Genomic DNA, 18,098 nt, shown 5'->3' with positions numbered 1-18,098 from the left:
CTCCTTTTCTTTTTAATTGGTTTGATTGCTGAATCGGGGACAGCGTCATTCCATCGTCATGGAGGGCGCTGTGTAGACCCGGGCCTTCAACTCGCTGTTGAGCATATACAGCCCCTTGCTGTCACCGCCGAACAGCTCCATCTTGGTGATGAGGTCGGCGGCGTTCTTTTCCTCCTCGCCCTGCTCCTTGATGAACCAGTCCAGCATCTGCATGGCGCGGAAGTCCCTGGCCTCGTATGCGGCGGCGTAGATGGCGTCGATGCTGGCGGTAACGAGCCTCTCATGCTCCAGTGCCTTTTTCAGCGGCGTCATGTGATCGCCCCGTTCCCACTCCGGCTTTGCGATGGCCTCAAAGGTGACGCCCTCGCCGTTATTCTGCAAATACTGATAGAACAGCATGGCGTGATCCCGCTCCTCCTGCGCCTGGACCCGGTACCAGTTCTCAAAGCCGTCTAAGCCCACGGAGGCGTAGTAGTTGGCAAAATCCAGATACAGGTAGGCGGAGTAGAACTCCTTGTTGATCTGCTCGTTGAGCAGCTTCGATACGTTAGCGTTCATTGTTTTCCTCCTTCAATGCTGTGGTCTTTTTCCTCCTGTTCTCTGCAGGCAGGACAGATATACCGGATCCTGAGATCATAGGAGAGTATCTTCTGCCCAAGCTTGTTTTCGATAGGTTCTGTGAGGTCTCTCAAACAGATGTCAGTTATCTTACCGCACCGACTGCAGATTAGATGATCATGCCGTTCGGTACAGTCATATCTGTCCGGCGACCCGGGCTCGGTGATGCGGTGCAGCAGACCTTCCTCCGCCAAGGCGTTCAGATGCTTATACACGGTGCCAATGGCGATACTGGGATGCTCCTTTTTCATCTCCATGAACACCTGCTCCGCCGTGGGGTGCCGCTGAAGCTCCGTTACGGCAGCCAATATCTCCTCTGCGTATTTCGGCATACTGCCAACCTCCTAAATACAAGAATAAGTCTTATTCTTTCTCCTTTATTATACCCATATTTCTCTCTTTGTCAACAGCCACAAGGGCCTTACGCCCCCAAATTGCTCCAAAAAGCCTTGACAGTCTCGACTGTATCTGTTATAGTCACAGTATAAACTGTATCAGCAATAAACACAGTTGCATTGGAGGTTAATTATGCGTCAGATATTACTTTTTGCGGCACTTGCCACCTCGCTTGCGCTGCTGAGCGGCTGCACGCTGTCCAAGACAAAAGCGGACACGGCGGAGGACATGACAGGCAAGGCGGCGTATCATAAGATCAGCGCCGAGGAAGCCTATGAGATGATGGCCTCGCAGGAGGTCGTGGTGGTGGATGTCCGCACCCGTGAGGAATACGACGGCGGACACATCGAGAACGCCGTCCTTGTCCCCAACGAGAGCATCGGCAGCGAAATGCCCGAGGCGCTGCCCGACAAGGAAGCCACGCTGCTGGTCTACTGCCGCAGCGGCCGCCGCAGCAAGGATGCCGCACAAAAGCTGCTGGCGCTGGGGTATCAGAGCGTCTACGACTTCGGCGGCGTCATCGACTGGCCCTACGAGCTTGTGAAGGAGGGATGATTGTGGACAGTTCTTTTAATCTGGCCGTCCATGCGCTGGTCTGCCTGAGCCACAGTGGACGCTCTCTCAGCAGCGAGGCTCTGGCGGAGAACATCTGCACTAACCCCACCCGCGTCCGCCGGGTGCTGGCGGGGCTGAAAAAGGCGGGAATGGTGGAGACCCGGGAGGGTCTGGACGGCGGCTATCGCCTTTGCACCGACCCCGTAGTCCTTTCTCTCCGGCAGGTGGCGGAGGCGATAAATACCCGCTTTGTGGACTGCGCGTGGCACAGCGGGGACATTGACCGGGACTGCGCCATCTGCTCCGGTATGGCAGGCGTGATGGATGCGCTCTACCGGAACATGAACGAGCAGTGCGCCGCGTATCTCTCGCACATTACGATCACAGATATTGAAACACAGCTTTTTACACAGAAATAGGAGGATATATGATGCTTACCATTACGACCAACAGCTTCGAAAACAACGTTCTGCACGCGGACAAGCCCGTGCTGGTGGATTTCTGGGCCCAGTGGTGCCCCTACTGCCGCCGCATTGCTCCGGCCTTCGACAAGGTGGGCGAGCAGTACGCAGACACTCTGACGGCAGGCAAGATCAACTACGACGAGGAGCCGCAGCTGATTCAGCGCTTCGGCATCGACACCATCCCCACGCTGCTGCTCTTTAAGAACGGCGAGGTGCTTGGCTCCATTGTCGCGCCTGCCTCCAAGTCGGCCATTGAGACATTTATCCAGGAAACGCTGGCACAGTGAGGACACGATTATGGAGCAGATCTACGACATGATCGTCATCGGCGGCGGCCCCGCCGGATACACCGCCGCCCTGTACGCCGCCCGTGCCGGGCTTTCCACGTTGGTGCTGGAAAAGCTCTCCGCCGGCGGGCAGATGGCGCTGACGGAGCAGATCGACAACTATCCCGGCTTCGAGGGCGGCATCGACGGCTTTACGCTGGGCGAAAAAATGCAGCAGAGTGCCGAGCGCTTCGGTGCGGTGACGGAGCTGGCGGAGGTGTACAAAGCCAACCTGTCTGGAAAAACCAAGACGTTGGACACCAGCGAGGGCGCCTTTCAGAGCCGCACGGTGGTCATCGCCACCGGTGCGACACCCCGCCCCTTGGGCGTTCCCGGCGAGGAGGCACTCGTCGGCAAGGGCGTTCACTACTGCGCCGCCTGCGACGGCGCGCCCTATCGGGGCAAGACCGTGGCAGTGGTGGGCGGCGGCAATTCCGCCGCGGCAGACGCACTTGCCCTGTCCCGTATTGCCAAAAAGGTCTATCTCATCCACCGCCGGGACAGCCTGCGGGCAACGAAGGTCTATCATGAGCCGTTGATGAACGCGCCCAACGTAGAATTTTGCTGGAACAGCACCGTTTCCGCTCTGCTGCACGACAGCCGCCTGACGGGGCTTCGGCTAAAAGATGTCAACACCGACGCGGAACATGACCTTGCCTGCGACGGCGTGTTCATCAGCGTGGGACGTGCCCCGGCGACGGAGCTGTTCCGACGCGAGCTGGCGCTGGACAAGTCCGGCTACATCATCGCGGACGAATCCACCCGCACCAGCCTCCCCGGCGTGTTCGCCGTGGGCGACGTGCGCACCAAGGCGCTGCGGCAGGTGGTCACCGCCGTATCGGACGGCGCGGTAGCCGTCCACTATGCGGAGGAATATCTGGCGGAGAACCGATAAGGGAGGATGTCTTGAGAACATATAAGGATAAAGATGAGCTCAAAAACGAGATTCGTCAGAGCTTTGAGAAATATATTTCCGAGTTTGATACGATCCCGGAAGCCCTGAAGGATAAAAGAGTACCCGGCGTGGACAGAACGCCGGCAGAGAATCTTGCGTACCAGGTGGGGTGGACAACGCTGCTTTTGAAATGGGAAGCTGACGAGAAGCGTGGAATGGACGTGAAAACACCGTCGGAGCAGTTCAAATGGAACCAGCTGGGCAGCCTGTATCAATGGTTCACGGACACCTACGCCCACTCGTCCTTAGCAGAATTGAAGGGCAAATTAAACGAAAATATCGCCGCTATCCAGACCATGATCGATTCCATGAGCGAGGAGGAGTTGTTCCAGCCGCACATGAGAAGGTGGGCGGATGACGCCACCAAAACAGCGATATGGGAGGTTTACAAGTTCATCCACGTCAATACCGTCGCGCCCTTCGGAACGTTTCGGACGAAAATCAGGAAATGGAAAAAGACCGCGCTGTATGGGGCGGTGAATTAAGAAAACATTTTTGCAAGGAACGGTGTAGCCAAACGGCTATGCCGTTCTTTGCTGTTTTTGAGTTGTATTTTGGGCTTTTTCTTTCGCCCGTCCAAAATTAAATGCACCGATGAAGTTATATACAATCGTGATTTTCCTTGTCTTGGATTTTTTATCGGTATGGGAAACTTCGATACGATCTATAAACTGGCAGCATATATCAAATACAGGTAATGAAAGTCCGGCAGAAAGCCAAGACGCAGGAATGGTGAGGAAATAAACAGCAAACCCAGTCGAGCCTGTCAGCGGTTAGAGTGAACGCCTCAAATGCGCCGCCGTTGATAGCCCCGCCCGTCTTTGCTGTTCGATAATCAAGAGGGCGACAGCACAATGCTACCGCCCTCTGCTATTATTTAGCATGACGGGACTTTACGTCCATAAGCTCGTTGTTCTCCATGATAAAGGGGCTCGCCGTATCCTGTCCCCATGAGGTGTCATATTTCCCTATAAGGTAATCACTCAGCGCCGTTCGGTCGGCAAAGCGCAGCATCCGGTACGGCTCCTGAAAGGCAACCTTTTCTACAAAGTACAGCGTCCCGTCCTCCGCCGTCAAAAGTACGCCAACATGCCCGACAAACAGCAGAGATTCCTCCTCGGTCGGCTTATCATGGAAGAATACCGTGATGAGGCGGATCCGTTCATTCTCCCGAAAGGTAACGCCGCGGGATGCCCATTCCTCTTGTACGGTTTGTACATGACGCTTGATCTCCGTGGTATCCTCCGCCTTCATGGAGGAATACAGTGCGCGGAAATCTGCAAGGCTGCTTCCGCCCAGCGCATCGGGATCTGTTTTCAGCGTTTCCTCGTCCACAAACAGCACATCTTCACCGGCATTGATTTGAGAGTCTGCGCTCACGGAGAGGAAGTCCCCAAACAAGTTCATGGCGGTGATCCGGCAGTTATAGCCCGGAAACGTCCCGTTCTTCGCCGTCCATTCGTCCTGCATCGCGTAAGGGTCATATTTCGTATACAGCAGCTCCGCTTCCTCAAAGCCATCCGTAAGCCATTCCTGCTTCACGCTGTCATTAAAGTGGTCCACACGGCGGAAAAAGCCCTGAATACGCCCATCTGACACGCCTGTGTCGGAGAGCAGCTCCTTCAAAAGTTCCCTTGATCCGCTGTCGTTCAGGTTTGTGTACTCGATCCTTTCCAATGCCGGTCGCTGCTCGGCCGCGCCGCAGCCCGCGAATGCGGAAGCGATAAGAATAACACATATAGCCAGCATTGTCTGCCGAAATGATTTCATAATCTGCTCCATCCTTTCCTTTGACCATCGACTATTTTGCAAAGATTATTATACCATTCTAGCATAAGGTCTATGTTAAGCAAGAGGTCTTTGGGGCGATCGGAACAGCGAAAGACTGGCTTTCACCACGCGGCTGACAAAGCGGATTATCTCATCCTTGCTGTACTTGTCATAGCCCTCCACAACGACATGCATCAAACCATTTGACAGATGGGTATACATCATCTCAAGATCTGTTTCGCTGGCATTGGGCAGCTCTTTCCGCCAGTAGGCAATGCTGTCCTCCTTGGCCAGGGCAATCATCCGCATGAGGACCGTTGAGTTTGTATTCCCCAAAATCAGGACGCGGCACGCCGTTTGATTCTGATCGACCATATCGTAGATGGCTTCGATCAGCGCCGTCACATCAAACGAATTGACATAGCGAAGGGATTTCTCAAATGCGTCGATGAGTTCATTCTCAATGCTCTCCATCAGGGCAAAGCAATCGCTGTAATGGGCATAGAAGGTGGCACGGTTAAGCTGCGCCAGCGCACAAACCTCTTTCACCGTAATTCTGTTTACAGGTTTTTCCTTCAGCAACTTCAGAAAAGACTGCTTGAGCACCATTTGCGTATAGCGTTTCCTTGCATCCATCTTCTCCATACAGAGTCCCTCTAAAAAAGTTTACAAAGATTATCAACAGTTCAACAGACAGTGTTGCTTTTCTTTCAGCCGTATGGCAAGTGCTGATTGTTTCTGCCTTCCTCCTCAAGTATACTGTACTCGTGAAAGATAATCAACACTTGTATGCTTATTTGAGAGAGGATGCTTTTTGAATGTATGATAAATATCTTGTTACAGGCGCCACCGGCTTCCTCGGCAGAGCCGTTGTAGAAGCACTGGCACGCCGCGGCGCACGAGTGCATGCGCTTGTGCTGCATGATGACCCCTATATCAATTTGCTCCCCAAAGAAGTCCATACCGTCATCGGTGATGTGTATGCGGAAAACTCGCTGACAGACTTCTTCGCGGATGCCGACAGCCGTACCTGTGTAATTCACTGCGCTGGTATCGTCTCCGTCGCCTCCAGGCCCGGTTCGAGGCTCTATCAGGTCAATGTAGGTGGGACATGGAGAGTTCTCCGGCAATGTATGGAGCATGATGTGGGCAAAATGGTCTATGTCAGTTCCGTCCATGCCATACCGGAAAAGCCGAAGGGCTGCATCATTACGGAGGATTGTGAATTCTCTCCGGGGCTTGTGGACGGAGATTACGCCAAGAGCAAGGCAACTGCAACAGAGTTGGTCTTCGCTGCAGCGGAACGCGGGTTGAATGCCAGCATTGTTTTCCCCTCCGGCATCATCGGGCCGGGCGACTTACAGGGTGGGAGCTTCACCTCAATGGCAAAATCCTTTCTTGCCGGGAAGCTGCCTTTAGCCGTTCGCGGCGGATATGACTTTGTGGATGTGCGGGATGTGGCAAGAGGCATTCTCGCCTGTTCCGAAAGCGGAGAGCCCGGCAAGGGATATATTTTGTCCGGCCACTATGTCACCATCTGCAAGATGCTTCAGCTCATGGGAAAGACTGCAAAGCTGAAGTATCGCCCCATCTGCCTGCCTCTGGGTCTTGCAAAGCTGGCCGCTCCGTACTACGAACGTCGGAGTCTGAAGGATCGAAAGCCGTTGTTTTACACCCCATATTCCGTTTCCGTTCTTGCCTCAAACGGCCGCTTCAGCCATGCTGCTGCGTCGGAACGCTTTGCATATCAGCCGCGCCCGATGGAGGAGACTTTGCGGGACATGACAGTCTGGCTTTTGGAGCAGAGGAGAAAGGACGAAGTGTGACCTCACATCAACAAAAAGCACCTTGGGCAGGCTGTGCATGCTACTGATATGCTCCGCAATCTCAGTTGTCATCAACATGCATTCCATGATATAATTTAATAAAGGGATTAAAAACTCGCAAATGCAGGCATTCACCCATTGTTTCATAATATTCCATCTCACACTTATGTACTGTCATTATTGCCCCACTTAAAAGGCTTTTGTCGGAAAGGAGCACGATATGAATCGGATCATCACCATCGGCCATGCAATGGGCGGTCGGCAGCGGTCTTATGAAGGGAAAATCCGGCAATCTGCTTGACTCGCAGGGCACGGCGACCCGCGCTGAGATCGCCGCCATGCTCCACCGCTTCATTGAGAAGTATGAGCTGGTGCAGGGCAAGGCTCCCGGCGGCCTGATGGGCTGGATCGACCCGAAGCGGCTGCAAATCCCAAAGACCGGCGACAGTAGCGTGTTAGGCTTGTGGGGGTTCTCCCTCTGTATATCTCTTGCCGGATGCCTTGCGCTGACCACATGGCAGATCAGGCGGTGGCGTGAGGAAGAAGCGCTGCAAATCATCGAAAAGTAAACAGGCTCACCTTTAGGGGCGCGGGCAAATAGACCCGCGCCCCATTCGCTGTCTTCCCAGAAAAAGAAGGCTGTTCTTTTGAAGAACAGCCTTCATGCTTTTCCGCTTGATGTGTATGCACCTGAAATCATTTCTCAAACAGGTACAGGAGGTATCCGTAGCCCTCGGCCTCCATTTTTTCATAGGGGACAAAGCGCAGGGCCGCACTGTTGATGCAGTAGCGCACGCCATTGGGGGACTCCGGATCGCCGGTGAACACATGACCAAGGTGAGAATCTCCGGCACGGCTTCTGACCTCCGTGCGGCGCATCCCGTGGCTCAGGTCCTCTTTCTCCACCACGGCGGGGCCCTCGATGGGCTTGGTAAAGGCGGGCCAGCCGCAGCCGCTCTCGTACTTATCTGTGGAGGAAAAGAGCGGCTCGCCGGTGACGACATCCACATAGATGCCCTTTTCAAACTTGTCCCAGAACTCGCCCGTGAAGGCGCGCTCCGTGCCGCTCTCCTGCGTGACGCGGTACTGCTCCGCCGTCAGCTTGTCCCGGATGGACTCCGCCGCGGGCTTCTGATAGTCGCCCGGGTCGATGCGCAGCCGGGAAAAGAGCTCCATCTCCGCGCGCGGGATGTGGCAGTAGCCGTTCGGATTCTTTTCGAGGTAGTTCTGGTGATATTCCTCGGCGGGATAGTAGTTTTTGAGCGGGCCGATCTCCACGAAGAATTTCTCGCTGCGGCCGCGCTCGATCTCCGCGATGCGCTTCACCGTTTCTCTCGCGCTTTCGTTGGTGTAGTAGACGCCGGTCTGGTACTGACTGCCCCGGTCGTTGCCCTGCTGGTTTTGTGCCGTGGGGTCGATCACATAGAAGTAAGCCAGCAGCAGCGCGTCGAGGCTCACCTGCTCGGGGTCGTATTCCACCCGCACGGTCTCCCGAAAGCCGGTCTCTCCCTTGCAGACGGTCTTGTAATCGGCATCCGCCTCGCAGGTGCCGTTGGCGTAGCCGCTCTCGGCGTCGATAACGCCGGGGATGGACTGCATCAGCTGTTCCATGCCCCAGAAGCAGCCGCCCGCCAGATAGATGACATTTTCTGTGGTATCCATATAAGTACTCTCCTCATCGGATCGGTCGAAAGCCGCTCCGTCCATGTTTGCTTCCTGTTCGCTCTTTTCCTTCGGCACAGTCTGCTGCCCGGCGGCGCAGCCGCTGAGCAGCAGCACTGCGGCGAAAAGCAGTGCCAATACACTTCGATACATCGTGTTTCCTCCTTCAGTGGAATCAGGGCTCACTCCGCCCTGTCGCAGTCCTGTCTCTTGCCGCGGCCGGGCCACAGGACGGGATACAGCAGCGACCCAAGGATGTAACCGAAGCCGGTGGAGAGCCACAGGCTGGACGTAACGGCACAGGTGCCGGCGGTGCAGCCCACATAGCGGTAGTACAGCCACCCTCCGGCACATCCCATCAGGGGCAGGGCAATGGTGCACAGAATGCTCGTCAGCTTACAGTTCTTTTATTAAAAATAAAGAAAATAGGTTAAAATCTTTGTTAAGAACGGGGGTTTAATGGAAATATATCTTAAATTCGCTGAGAATAAAGCGATTGGAGCAAAAGACAGGGGTAGTAAGAAGAAAGCACCAGCGAAAAATAACCAAACCCCAAAGCCGCGCAGCCGTTTGTAAGGTTATCTGCTTTTAATGCAAGACCTGCATCTCCGGGTTCTTCTCTCCGAATTTCTCGCGCAGCGCACTGCAGATATCCTCCCGGGACTTGCCCTGCTTCTCACCGTTTTTAATGAGCTTGTACGCCTGAAACAGCGCCGAGGGGCCGATCTCGCTGCTGAAAAAGCCGATGCCCTGATTCCATGCCAGCAGCTCGAACACATCGTCCAGCGCGGCGCTCTCCACACCGTGGATATATGCCTTTACCAGCTCCCGCGCCGCCTGCCTCATCCGGCCCGCACCGACAGCGTTGGTCAGGGACAGCAGCAGCCGCGTTTCGTAGGGCAGTACGCGCTTCTCGCTCTGCCATGTGGTCTCCCAAAAATCCACGGCGATCTGCCCCAGCTTTTCATCGATCATGGGATAGTTCAAAAGAGCCAGCGGCTTGAAGGGAGCGGAGCTGTCGCCTTCCTTCTTCTCTGTGCGGCAGAACCAGACATGGAACTCCGCCTCACTCCGCTGCTCGGTGTGGTGCTCGTAGCCCAAGCCTTCCATGACAGCGTACAGTGGATGCGGCTCAAAGGTCTGGATGATGTGTAATCCTTCGCCCACCTCCAACGCTTCGGCCCGTTTCCTCAGCCCTTCAAAAAAGCTGCCCTGTATATGGCGCACATCCACGGTCTGAAACCCCTGCGCCTTGTCCTTCCAGTTTTCATAGCTCATGCAGTTATTCTCCTTTCCTCACTCGATAAAACCAGACGTGATACTCGCTGCCGCTCACCTTCTCCGTGTGATGCTCAAAGCCCATAAGGGCCAGCACCGGGTATAGGGGGACGGGCTCGAAGGTCTGGATGATATGCAGTCCTTCGCCGTTTTTTAGCGCGGCAGCCTTTGCCTTCAATGCGGGGAAGAAGTCCAGCTTTTTGCCCCGCACGTCCATCACTTCGAATGTGCCGATTCTGTCCTTCCAATTTTCATAACTCATAGTCTTTGCCTCTCTTGCAGAAAGCTCACGCCTCTTCGAAGGAATCCTTACCCACGCCGCACAGGGGGCACTCAAAATCCTCCGGCACCTCGCTCCAGGGCGTACCGGGGGCGATGCCGCCCTCCGGGTAACCCGCGCTCTCGTCGTATTCCCAACCGCAAAGACTGCATACATACTTCATCGTGCTTCATCCTTTCTTTTTCTAATGATTTTGTTATTCTTCCATCAGCAGGCCGTCCACCGTGACGGTGACCACCTGCCACGGAATGAACTTCCCACTCTGCCGGAGTGCCTTTTTCGCCGCCATCTCCAGCCCGCCGCAGCAGGGTACCTCCATGCGGACGACGGTGACGCTCTTGATGTCGTTCTCCCGGATGATTTCGGTCAGCTTTTCGGAATAGTCCACGCCGTCCAGCTTGGGACAGCCCACCAGGGTGATGTGTCCCTTGATGAACCGCTCGTGGAAAGCGGCGTAGGCGTAAGCGGTGCAGTCGGCGGCGATCAGGAGCCGCGCGCCGTCAAAATACGGAGCGTTCACCGGCACCAGCTTGATCTGCACCGGCCACTGGGACAGGCGGCTTGCCTGTTCAGCGCGGGGTGCTTCCGCGGCGGGCGCGGCCTCGCGCTGAATATTCCGGGACTGGCTGCCGGGGCAGCCGCAGGGCAGGGTCATACCCTCTTTCCGCATTTTCCGCTGCTTGTTCTCCATGACGGCTTTTTCGTCGTAGGCGGCGGCCTCCCGCTCCACAAAGGTGATGGCGCCGGTGGGGCAGGCGGGCAGGCAGTCACCCAACCCATCGCAGTAATCGTCCCGCATGAGCTTTGCCTTGCCGTCCGCCATGGCGATAGCTCCCTCATGGCAGGCCTCGGCGCAGGCGCCGCAGCCGTTGCATTTTTCCTGATCGATCTGGATGATCCTTCGAATCATTTTGATACCCCCTTGCGGTTTCTCTTGACTTTGTGATTTTATTCTACTATCATAATTTATGAAAGTCCGTTGGCACACCAACATGGAGGCGAAAAAAATGCAGATCAATTTAGCAAACACACGGCTTTTTCGCGGAATGGAGCCGTCGGACATTGAGGAAATGCTCGGTTGCCTGCACGCGAAGGAGCACGCCTTTCAAAAGGGCGAGATTATTTTCCCGGAGGGGACTGCCACGGAGCAGATCGGCGTGGTGCTCTCCGGCCGGGTCATCATTGAAATGGGAGACGTGTGGGGCAATAACAGCGTCCTGAGCAGCATCGGCCCCGGCGGCGTCTTTGCGGAGGCGTACGCCTGCGTGCCGGGCGAGCCGCTGATGGTCAACGTGACCGCCGCTGAGGACACGCGAGCGCTGCTGCTGAATATCAGGCGCGTACTGGAACCCTGCGCCAATGTCTGCCCGCGCCATGTACGGCTTGTGCGGAATCTGCTGACGCTCTGCTCGGAGAAAAATTTGCAGCTCTCCCGCCGGGTGCTGCACACCGGCCCCAAGTCCATTCGCAAGCGGCTGTTGTCCTACTTTTCGGAGTGTATTAAGCGCACCGGCAGCTATTCCTTTGATATTCCCTACAACCGCCAGCAGCTGGCGGATTATCTCAGCGTAGAGCGCAGCGCGCTTTCCAACGAGCTGTCCCTCATGCAGCGGGACGGGCTTATCCGGTATGAGAAAAACCATTTTGATGTCATGGAGCAAATTGATGGTTAATGTAAAGGAGGTCGCCGATGAATATCAGAAAACGAACGGGCGAAGTTGTCCCGTTCCAAGAAGAAAAGATCCTGAACGCCATGAAAAAGGCATTTTCCGGCCAAGGGCAGGAGATAGACGACCGGGTGCTCGATGAAATGCTGTCTGTCGTGCTCAAGCGCCTGCCGGAAAACAGTGGGCTGACCGTGGAGCGTGTACAGGACGAGGTGGAGCGCGTACTCATGGAGTGCGGACACTATGAGGTGGCAAAGGCATATATCCTGTACCGTGAAAAGCGCGCCGCCCTGCGCCGCGTCCGCGCAGACCTCGCCCACGAGGTAGGGGATGACGCCCTTGAGGACGTCCTACGGCAGATCCAGAAGGATTACGAGGAAGAGGTTTATCCCCTCAGCGCCTTGCAGCTGAAATTTGAGAGCTTCTGCAAGCCCGCCATGACCACGGATGCGAAAATGGAAGCCCTTACCAAGGCGGCGGTGGAGTTGACCACGGTGGAGGCGCCCAAATGGGAGTTCATCGCGGCACGGCTTTTGAATCACACCTTTTCCAAGCGCAATGCCTCGCGGTGGACAGAGCGCGGTGTGAAAGGCCTGTATGAAAAGCTCCGCTATCTGACGGATAAGGGGCTGTACGGCGACTATATCCTCGCCCGCTATTCCCGTGAGGAGATCGACACTGCGGAGGGCTTTCTATGCCCGAAGCGGGACACACTGTTCACCTATTCCGGCCTTGACCTGCTGCTCAAGAGATACGTCATCCAGTCCCGCAGCCGTGAGCCGTTGGAAACGCCGCAGGAGATGTTCCTGGGCATCGCGCTCCACCTTGCCATGAACGAGGCCTCTGACCGCATGGGCTGGGTCAGGCGGTTTTACGATATGCTCAGCCGCATGGAGGTCACCATGGCCACCCCCACCATGTCCAACGCACGAAAGCCCCATCACCAGCTTTCCAGCTGCTTTATCGACACGGTGCCGGACAGTCTGGACGGCATCTACCGCTCCGTTGACAATTTTGCAAAGGTGTCCAAGTTCGGTGGAGGCATGGGGCTGTACTTTGGCAAGGTACGGGCCACCGGCAGCGCCATTCGGGGCTTTCAGGGGGCGGCGGGCGGCGTCATCCGCTGGATCCGGCTGGTGAACGACACTGCCGTTGCCGTGGATCAGCTGGGCATGCGGCAGGGCGCAGTGGCGGTCTACTTAGATGCGTGGCACAAGGATCTCCCTGAGTTTTTGCAGTTGCGCACCAACAACGGCGACGACCGCATGAAGGCGCACGACGTGTTTCCTGCCGTGTGCTATCCCGATCTGTTCTGGAAATTGGCGGAGAAAAATCTTGACGCGCCGTGGCATCTCATGTGCCCCCACGATATCCTCACCGTCAAGGGCTACGCGCTGGAGGACTATTGGGGCGAGGAGTGGGAGAAACGGTATCTGGACTGCGTCAGCGACCCCCGCATCGAAAAGCGCACCGTCACCGTCAAGGACATCGTGCGGCTGGTGCTGCGCTCGGCTGTAGAGACCGGCACGCCCTTCGCCTTTAACCGCGACACCGTCAACCGCATGAACCCCAACGGCCATGCGGGCATGATCTACTGCTCCAACCTCTGCACGGAGATCGCGCAGAACATGGCGCCCATCGAGCATATCAGCACCTCGGTGCAGACGGAGAACGGCGATACGGTGGTGGTAACGGCCACCCGCCCCGGCGAGTTCGTGGTCTGCAATCTGGCCAGCCTCTCCCTCGGGAATCTTCCCGTGGAGGACGATACCTACATGGAGCGCACGGTGGAGACGGCGGTGCGGGCACTGGACAACGTCATCGACCTGAACTTCTACCCACTGGAATACGCCCGGCTCACAAACCACAAATACCGCAGCATCGGCCTTGGCGTCAGCGGCTATCACCACATGCTGGCAAAGCGCGGCATCCGCTGGGAGAGCGAGGAGCATCTCGCCTTCGCCGACGCGGTGTTTGAGCGCATCAATTATGCCGCCATCCGGGCGGACACGGCACTGGCACGGGAAAAGGGCTGCTATGCGCTGTTTGAGGGCAGCGACTGGCAGACCGGCGCGTATTTTGAGAAGCGGGGCTACGCCTCCGGCAAGTGGCGGGAGCTTGCCGAAACGGTGGCGGCGCAGGGAATGCGCAACGCATACCTGCTGGCCGTCGCCCCCACCTCCAGCACCTCTATCCTCTCCGGCACCTCCGCCGGGATCGACCCTGTCATGAGGCGCTTCTTTTTGGAGGAGAAGAAGGGCAGCATCCTGCCTCGCGTGGCCCCGGAGTTGTCGCTGGATACATGGTGGTACTATAAGGCGGCTCACCTCATCGACCAAAGCTGGTCGGTACGAGCCGCAGGCGTGCGCCAGCGGCACATCGATCAGGCGCAGAGCATGAACCTGTATATCACCAACGACTACACCATGCGGCAGGTACTGGCGCTGTATCTGGATGCGTGGCACAGCGGCGTCAAGACGATCTACTACATCCGCAGCAAGTCCCTTGAGGTGGAGGACTGCGAAAGCTGCGCGTCATAGGGAGGAGCAGTACCATGGTAGAACTGAAGAAAAAGCCACTTTTTAATCCGGAGGGTGACATCGACGTGCGCCTGCGGCGTATGATCGGCGGCAACACAACAAACCTCAACGATTTCAACAACATGAAGTATCCGTGGGTCAGCGACTGGTACCGGCAGGCCATGAACAATTTCTGGATTCCGGAGGAGATCAATCTCTCGCAGGATGTGAAGGACTATCCCCGCCTGCTGCCCGCCGAGCGCATGGCCTACGACAAAATTTTAAGCTTTCTCGTCTTTCTGGACTCCATCCAGACGGCGAATCTGCCCAACATCGGCGCGTATGTCACCGCCAACGAGGTCAATCTCTGCCTGTCCATTCAGGCGTTTCAGGAGTGCGTCCACTCCCAGAGCTACAGCTATATGCTGGACACCATCTGCTCCCCCGTGGAGCGCAACGACATCCTCTACCAGTGGAAGACCGACGAGCACCTTCTGCGGCGCAACACCTTCATCGGGAACTGCTACAATGAGTTTCAAGTGAAGAGGGATTCCTTCACGCTGCTGCGCGTGATGATGGCCAACTTCATTTTGGAGGGTATTTATTTTTACAGCGGCTTCATGTTCTTTTACAACCTCTCCCGCAACGGCAAGATGCCCGGCTCGGCGCAGGAGATCCGCTACATTAACCGGGACGAGAACACCCACCTGTGGCTGTTTCGCAACATTATTTTGGAGCTACAGAAGGAGCAGCCGGAGCTGTTCACGGCGGAAAACGTGCAGGCGCTTCGGGAAATGATGCTGGAGGGCGTGGAACAGGAGATCGCGTGGGGGCATTATGTCATCGGGGACGAGGTGCCGGGGCTGAACCGCCGGATGGTCACAGATTATATCCGCTACCTCGGCAATCTCCGCTGGACGAGTCTCGGGTATCCGGCGCTATATCCCGGCTTCGAGCACGAGCCGGAGAGCATGGCATGGGTCAGCCAGTACGCCGACGCCAACATGGTCAAGACGGATTTCTTTGAGGCGCGCAGCACCGCCTATGCTAAGAGCACCGCACTGGTGGACGATCTATAAAGAACGCCAGGCGCAAAGGCCTATATACTAGACTGTATAGGGGAAGGTAATCTGGGGTGCATACTATCAGCTGTAAGGACACATATGTGGACACAAGTATTTTGAAGAAAAAACAGAGCAGCCTATAGACAAGACACGGAGCGATAATGCCGCTACAATGCTTATCTATCGTACAACTGCTCTCGAACTTTTATTTGCAAAATGTGGCAATCAATCTATTGATGGCCCCGCTCCTCTTGGAAGTGGCGGCAATTGATGGTACATAATTCTCAGCGGTATCCATAAAAAAGTTACACCTCACAGAAATCCATTGGGAGCTGTGATGTGTAATCAAATGAATTGTAAAAAAGCACCATCAGAATCAATCTCCTTATAAATGTTGGAACAACATGTCTATCTCGCATGGTTAATTGTGTCAGGTTCTAACAATAGATATTAACCGCAAAAATAGTTTCTCTTAAATATAAAAGCACAACGCCTGCGACAATTTAGCCTACACTAAATACCCCGTAAAATCCAAACAAGCGTGAATCAAAATTGGCCAGCCTATTGAGTTGCTTTTTTCGTATATCGCCGAGAATATCAGAGCTCCGACAATGCCACCACCGAGCTCGCTAAGGATACCAGTAATTGGTCCACCCAGAACCATAAAATGTGAATATCCGTGTGCAAATCCAAACACCAATCCGCCCAAGATGACGGATACTTTGAAATAAAATGCTTTTCGCAGCTCTCGATGCAAATAACCCCGAAAAACAAATTCTTCTCCGCATCCAACAATAATTAAGTAAAACCAAAAGGCGTATACCCTCTCAGGCAGAATTATTGTTACCAATATGGCACAAACGCCAATAAGCCCCCAAGGTATCCACTTAGAGGATATTTTTATTTTTCTGAAAGCTGTATCGCGAAAATACGTTACCGCAAAAGGGATTACCGCCGCAGCCTGAATAGCATCATACAATATGCGTCTTTTTATATTGGAATTTGTGAGATCTTGCAATACCGGCAAGGGTAAAATTTGGGCAAATGCAGTCGAAGCCGCTATATAGATTAACACGAAAAGCATTGCCATTATTGATTTCTTATAAAATGACTTATTCAAATGTTGTTCCCTCCATTCTCACAACCTCATCAAGCTGTTGAAGAAGCGTTATGTCATGTGAAACAATGATTACCATTTTGTTTTTTTTATGATTTTGCAGATAAGCCAAAAATCTATCTCTCGTCAACGTGTCAAGCGCAGATGTAGGCTCATCAAAAATTAGAACACAACCTCCTTTTATTATTGTCCGAACAATTGCTATCTTCTGCTTTTCTCCTGCAGAAAGGTTAAAGTTATGATTATCAACGGAAGTGTTAATCCCATTTGGAAGACTTGCAATAACGGAATCAAGCCCAAAATACTCTAAAGTATTATAAAAATCATCAGGCTCGTCATGTCCTAAAAGCAAATTGCTTCTCAATGAGCCTTCTATCAGAGAAATATCCTGTGGGCAAACACTTATGAGATTTTTTCGCATGAATTCGGGATTGATTTCAGATAGTGATATGCTTCTATTCAGGATTATTTTTCCAGAATAACAGTTGCGGTATAGTCCAGCCAAAATATTTATAAGAGTGGTCTTCCCTGTTCCATTATTTCCTGCCACCCCATAAATTTTCCCTTTTTCAAAATGCATATTTACAGAGTGGAGAATTACATTTTCAGAGAATCTTACAGACAAGTCTATGATGCTTATCTCATCAATGTTATTAGGTTCTTTCCCATGATTAAACTCTGGTGAACTACTTAATAACTCAGAAATTCTCGCATAACAAACTAATGTATCCTGTGTTTGCTTTCCGAGAGAGAAGAAGTATCTTGCAGAAGTAATAATCATCGATATATAGCTTAGCACGATGGTTAAATTTCCTATGGTTATCAAGTTTTTTGAAACCATATATCCGCCAGAAAATAGAAACAGAATTTGGCAGACCGAGGAAATTAGAGAGTCAAGACTCGAAAAAATATATGCCTTTTTCTGGTAGTTGATCGTTGTCTTTAAAACATGGGCGAAAGCCTTATTCAATAAATCTGCGAAAAGGTAGCTTAAATCAAACAGCTTTATCAGTTTAATAGCGGTCAGTTGCTGACTTAGCTTTTTAAAAAATACAGATTGTCCTTCCTTGAATGCCATACCCGTTTTATAAAGAACTGAACGCATCGCTGTATACGCAAAAACATATAACATGATCGCAAGAAAAATGCCTGGTAAGATTGGCGGAAAGATATTGAATATAACAACGGATGGGAGAATAATGCTAACAACGTTAATAATGATTCCGGACAACGCCTCCAAAATATAGGAAATTATTTGTGTAGCATCATTGTTTATTCGTTGTGTATAGTAGCTTGAGTCCATGAACATCGTAGTGTCATAGGGCAATCTGTGAATATAAAATAGCACCTCAGAGTTTAATCGATATGATGCCTTTGTATGTACTTTGACTTTCAGCAAATTTAATTCATATCCAACAAATAGAGTACATGTCATTAAAAGTAAATATATTAAGCAAATGTACATTATTCTGACGATAGATGCAGAAGCAATCAAGGCGTCAAAGAATAGCCCTAACAAATATGGGGCAGTTACAGAAAGCATACTAGATATGATTGTCAGAATTAGAATCATAGCGATTTTGAATCGCAGTTCATGAAAA

Annotated in this window: 23 protein-coding genes; 10 read left to right on the top strand and 13 right to left on the bottom strand. The window is 53.4% G+C overall.

The genetic code is table 11. The features are described from left to right. Nucleotides 1-45: 45 nt before the first annotated feature. Together LKD37_RS03160 and LKD37_RS03155 are read right to left on the bottom strand one after the other, a co-directional pair. Nucleotides 46-558, bottom strand: coding sequence for a ferritin (locus LKD37_RS03160; protein WP_302927889.1), 513 nt, complete (start codon nucleotides 556-558; stop codon nucleotides 46-48). After that, nucleotides 555-950, bottom strand: coding sequence for a Fur family transcriptional regulator (locus LKD37_RS03155; RefSeq protein WP_302927888.1), 396 nt, complete (start codon nucleotides 948-950; stop codon nucleotides 555-557). Before LKD37_RS03155 ends, LKD37_RS03160 begins: the two co-directional genes overlap by 4 nt. Before the next feature lie 196 nt (nucleotides 951-1,146). Between LKD37_RS03155 and LKD37_RS03150 the strand changes: the two genes are divergently transcribed. From LKD37_RS03150 to LKD37_RS03130, 5 genes are read left to right on the top strand one after another with little or no spacing between them, the layout of a single operon-like run. Continuing rightward, a complete protein-coding gene (locus LKD37_RS03150) occupies nucleotides 1,147-1,569 on the top strand; it encodes a rhodanese-like domain-containing protein (protein ID WP_302927887.1) in 423 nt (140 codons plus the stop codon). Between the two features lie 2 nt (nucleotides 1,570-1,571). Next, the gene (locus LKD37_RS03145) at nucleotides 1,572-1,988 is read left to right on the top strand and encodes an RrF2 family transcriptional regulator (protein WP_302927886.1); all 417 of its coding nucleotides are present in this window, start codon (nucleotides 1,572-1,574) and stop codon (nucleotides 1,986-1,988) included. A gap of 8 nt (nucleotides 1,989-1,996) precedes the next feature. After that, nucleotides 1,997-2,320 (top strand): thioredoxin, encoded by a 324-nt coding sequence (trxA, locus tag LKD37_RS03140; RefSeq protein WP_349048716.1) that lies wholly within the window; start codon nucleotides 1,997-1,999, stop codon nucleotides 2,318-2,320. Between the two features lie 10 nt (nucleotides 2,321-2,330). After that, a complete protein-coding gene (trxB, locus tag LKD37_RS03135; RefSeq protein ID WP_302927885.1) occupies nucleotides 2,331-3,254 on the top strand; it encodes a thioredoxin-disulfide reductase in 924 nt (307 codons plus the stop codon). 11 nt (nucleotides 3,255-3,265) lie between these two features. Beyond that, complete coding sequence (locus LKD37_RS03130; protein ID WP_302927884.1) at nucleotides 3,266-3,799, top strand: ClbS/DfsB family four-helix bundle protein; 534 nt, start codon at nucleotides 3,266-3,268, stop codon at nucleotides 3,797-3,799. 36 nt (nucleotides 3,800-3,835) lie between these two features. Here LKD37_RS03130 and LKD37_RS17690 read toward each other — a convergent pair whose 3' ends face one another. The 3 genes from LKD37_RS17690 to LKD37_RS03120 all read right to left on the bottom strand — a co-directional run bounded on the left by LKD37_RS17690 (nucleotide 3,836) and on the right by LKD37_RS03120 (nucleotide 5,729). Then, a complete protein-coding gene (locus tag LKD37_RS17690; RefSeq protein WP_370686852.1) occupies nucleotides 3,836-3,982 on the bottom strand; it encodes a DUF4368 domain-containing protein in 147 nt (48 codons plus the stop codon). A 205-nt stretch (nucleotides 3,983-4,187) separates the two neighbouring features. Then, entirely contained in the window at nucleotides 4,188-4,991 is an 804-nt protein-coding gene (locus tag LKD37_RS03125) for a DUF4300 family protein (protein WP_302927883.1), read from the bottom strand. Between the two features lie 168 nt (nucleotides 4,992-5,159). After that, nucleotides 5,160-5,729 carry a TetR/AcrR family transcriptional regulator gene (locus tag LKD37_RS03120; RefSeq protein ID WP_069431260.1) on the bottom strand — a complete coding sequence of 190 codons (570 nt, stop codon included), beginning with the start codon at nucleotides 5,727-5,729 and terminating at the stop codon, nucleotides 5,160-5,162. Between the two features lie 173 nt (nucleotides 5,730-5,902). On the opposite strand from LKD37_RS03120, the gene LKD37_RS03115 reads away from it, so the two are divergent. Together LKD37_RS03115 and LKD37_RS03110 are read left to right on the top strand one after the other, a co-directional pair. Continuing rightward, the gene (locus LKD37_RS03115) at nucleotides 5,903-6,910 is read left to right on the top strand and encodes an SDR family NAD(P)-dependent oxidoreductase (RefSeq protein ID WP_302927882.1); all 1,008 of its coding nucleotides are present in this window, start codon (nucleotides 5,903-5,905) and stop codon (nucleotides 6,908-6,910) included. Between the two features lie 272 nt (nucleotides 6,911-7,182). Next, nucleotides 7,183-7,479, top strand: coding sequence for a hypothetical protein (locus LKD37_RS03110; protein ID WP_302927881.1), 297 nt, complete (start codon nucleotides 7,183-7,185; stop codon nucleotides 7,477-7,479). A 127-nt stretch (nucleotides 7,480-7,606) separates the two neighbouring features. Here LKD37_RS03110 and msrB read toward each other — a convergent pair whose 3' ends face one another. The 6 genes from msrB to LKD37_RS03080 all read right to left on the bottom strand — a co-directional run bounded on the left by msrB (nucleotide 7,607) and on the right by LKD37_RS03080 (nucleotide 11,040). Further along, the gene (gene msrB, locus LKD37_RS03105) at nucleotides 7,607-8,725 is read right to left on the bottom strand and encodes a peptide-methionine (R)-S-oxide reductase MsrB (protein WP_302927880.1); all 1,119 of its coding nucleotides are present in this window, start codon (nucleotides 8,723-8,725) and stop codon (nucleotides 7,607-7,609) included. 29 nt (nucleotides 8,726-8,754) lie between these two features. Beyond that, entirely contained in the window at nucleotides 8,755-8,931 is a 177-nt protein-coding gene (locus LKD37_RS03100) for a hypothetical protein (protein ID WP_302927879.1), read from the bottom strand. 229 nt (nucleotides 8,932-9,160) lie between these two features. Then, complete coding sequence (locus LKD37_RS03095) at nucleotides 9,161-9,850, bottom strand: DUF2249 domain-containing protein (protein WP_302927878.1); 690 nt, start codon at nucleotides 9,848-9,850, stop codon at nucleotides 9,161-9,163. A 4-nt stretch (nucleotides 9,851-9,854) separates the two neighbouring features. Then, nucleotides 9,855-10,112 (bottom strand): DUF2249 domain-containing protein, encoded by a 258-nt coding sequence (locus LKD37_RS03090; RefSeq protein ID WP_302927877.1) that lies wholly within the window; start codon nucleotides 10,110-10,112, stop codon nucleotides 9,855-9,857. A gap of 25 nt (nucleotides 10,113-10,137) precedes the next feature. Further along, complete coding sequence (locus LKD37_RS03085) at nucleotides 10,138-10,293, bottom strand: rubredoxin (protein ID WP_154024935.1); 156 nt, start codon at nucleotides 10,291-10,293, stop codon at nucleotides 10,138-10,140. Between the two features lie 33 nt (nucleotides 10,294-10,326). Next, the gene (locus LKD37_RS03080) at nucleotides 10,327-11,040 is read right to left on the bottom strand and encodes an ATP-binding protein (RefSeq protein ID WP_302927876.1); all 714 of its coding nucleotides are present in this window, start codon (nucleotides 11,038-11,040) and stop codon (nucleotides 10,327-10,329) included. A 97-nt stretch (nucleotides 11,041-11,137) separates the two neighbouring features. Between LKD37_RS03080 and LKD37_RS03075 the strand changes: the two genes are divergently transcribed. The 3 genes from LKD37_RS03075 to LKD37_RS03065 are packed head-to-tail and all read left to right on the top strand — an operon-like array spanning nucleotide 11,138 to nucleotide 15,395. Continuing rightward, nucleotides 11,138-11,803, top strand: coding sequence for a Crp/Fnr family transcriptional regulator (locus LKD37_RS03075; RefSeq protein ID WP_306414378.1), 666 nt, complete (start codon nucleotides 11,138-11,140; stop codon nucleotides 11,801-11,803). A 17-nt stretch (nucleotides 11,804-11,820) separates the two neighbouring features. After that, entirely contained in the window at nucleotides 11,821-14,337 is a 2,517-nt protein-coding gene (locus LKD37_RS03070) for a ribonucleoside-diphosphate reductase subunit alpha (RefSeq protein ID WP_302927875.1), read from the top strand. A gap of 14 nt (nucleotides 14,338-14,351) precedes the next feature. Continuing rightward, complete coding sequence (locus LKD37_RS03065) at nucleotides 14,352-15,395, top strand: ribonucleotide-diphosphate reductase subunit beta (protein WP_302927874.1); 1,044 nt, start codon at nucleotides 14,352-14,354, stop codon at nucleotides 15,393-15,395. A 493-nt stretch (nucleotides 15,396-15,888) separates the two neighbouring features. Here the strand turns inward: LKD37_RS03065 and LKD37_RS03060 are convergent, their stop codons facing one another. Then, nucleotides 15,889-16,500, bottom strand: coding sequence for a CPBP family intramembrane glutamic endopeptidase (locus tag LKD37_RS03060; RefSeq protein ID WP_302927873.1), 612 nt, complete (start codon nucleotides 16,498-16,500; stop codon nucleotides 15,889-15,891). Next, nucleotides 16,493-18,070: an ATP-binding cassette domain-containing protein gene (locus LKD37_RS03055; RefSeq protein ID WP_302927906.1), complete on the bottom strand. Its 1,578-nt coding sequence runs from the start codon at nucleotides 18,068-18,070 to the stop codon at nucleotides 16,493-16,495. Before LKD37_RS03055 ends, LKD37_RS03060 begins: the two co-directional genes overlap by 8 nt. Between the last annotated feature and the right edge of the window lie 28 nt (nucleotides 18,071-18,098).

The sequence above is a fragment of the Brotocaccenecus cirricatena genome, from assembly GCF_020687045.1.
Lineage (GTDB): Bacteria > Bacillota > Clostridia > Oscillospirales > Oscillospiraceae > Vescimonas > Vescimonas cirricatena.
Note: the sequence above shows the minus strand (reverse complement) of the source record. Positions and strands in the feature narration are given on the sequence as shown.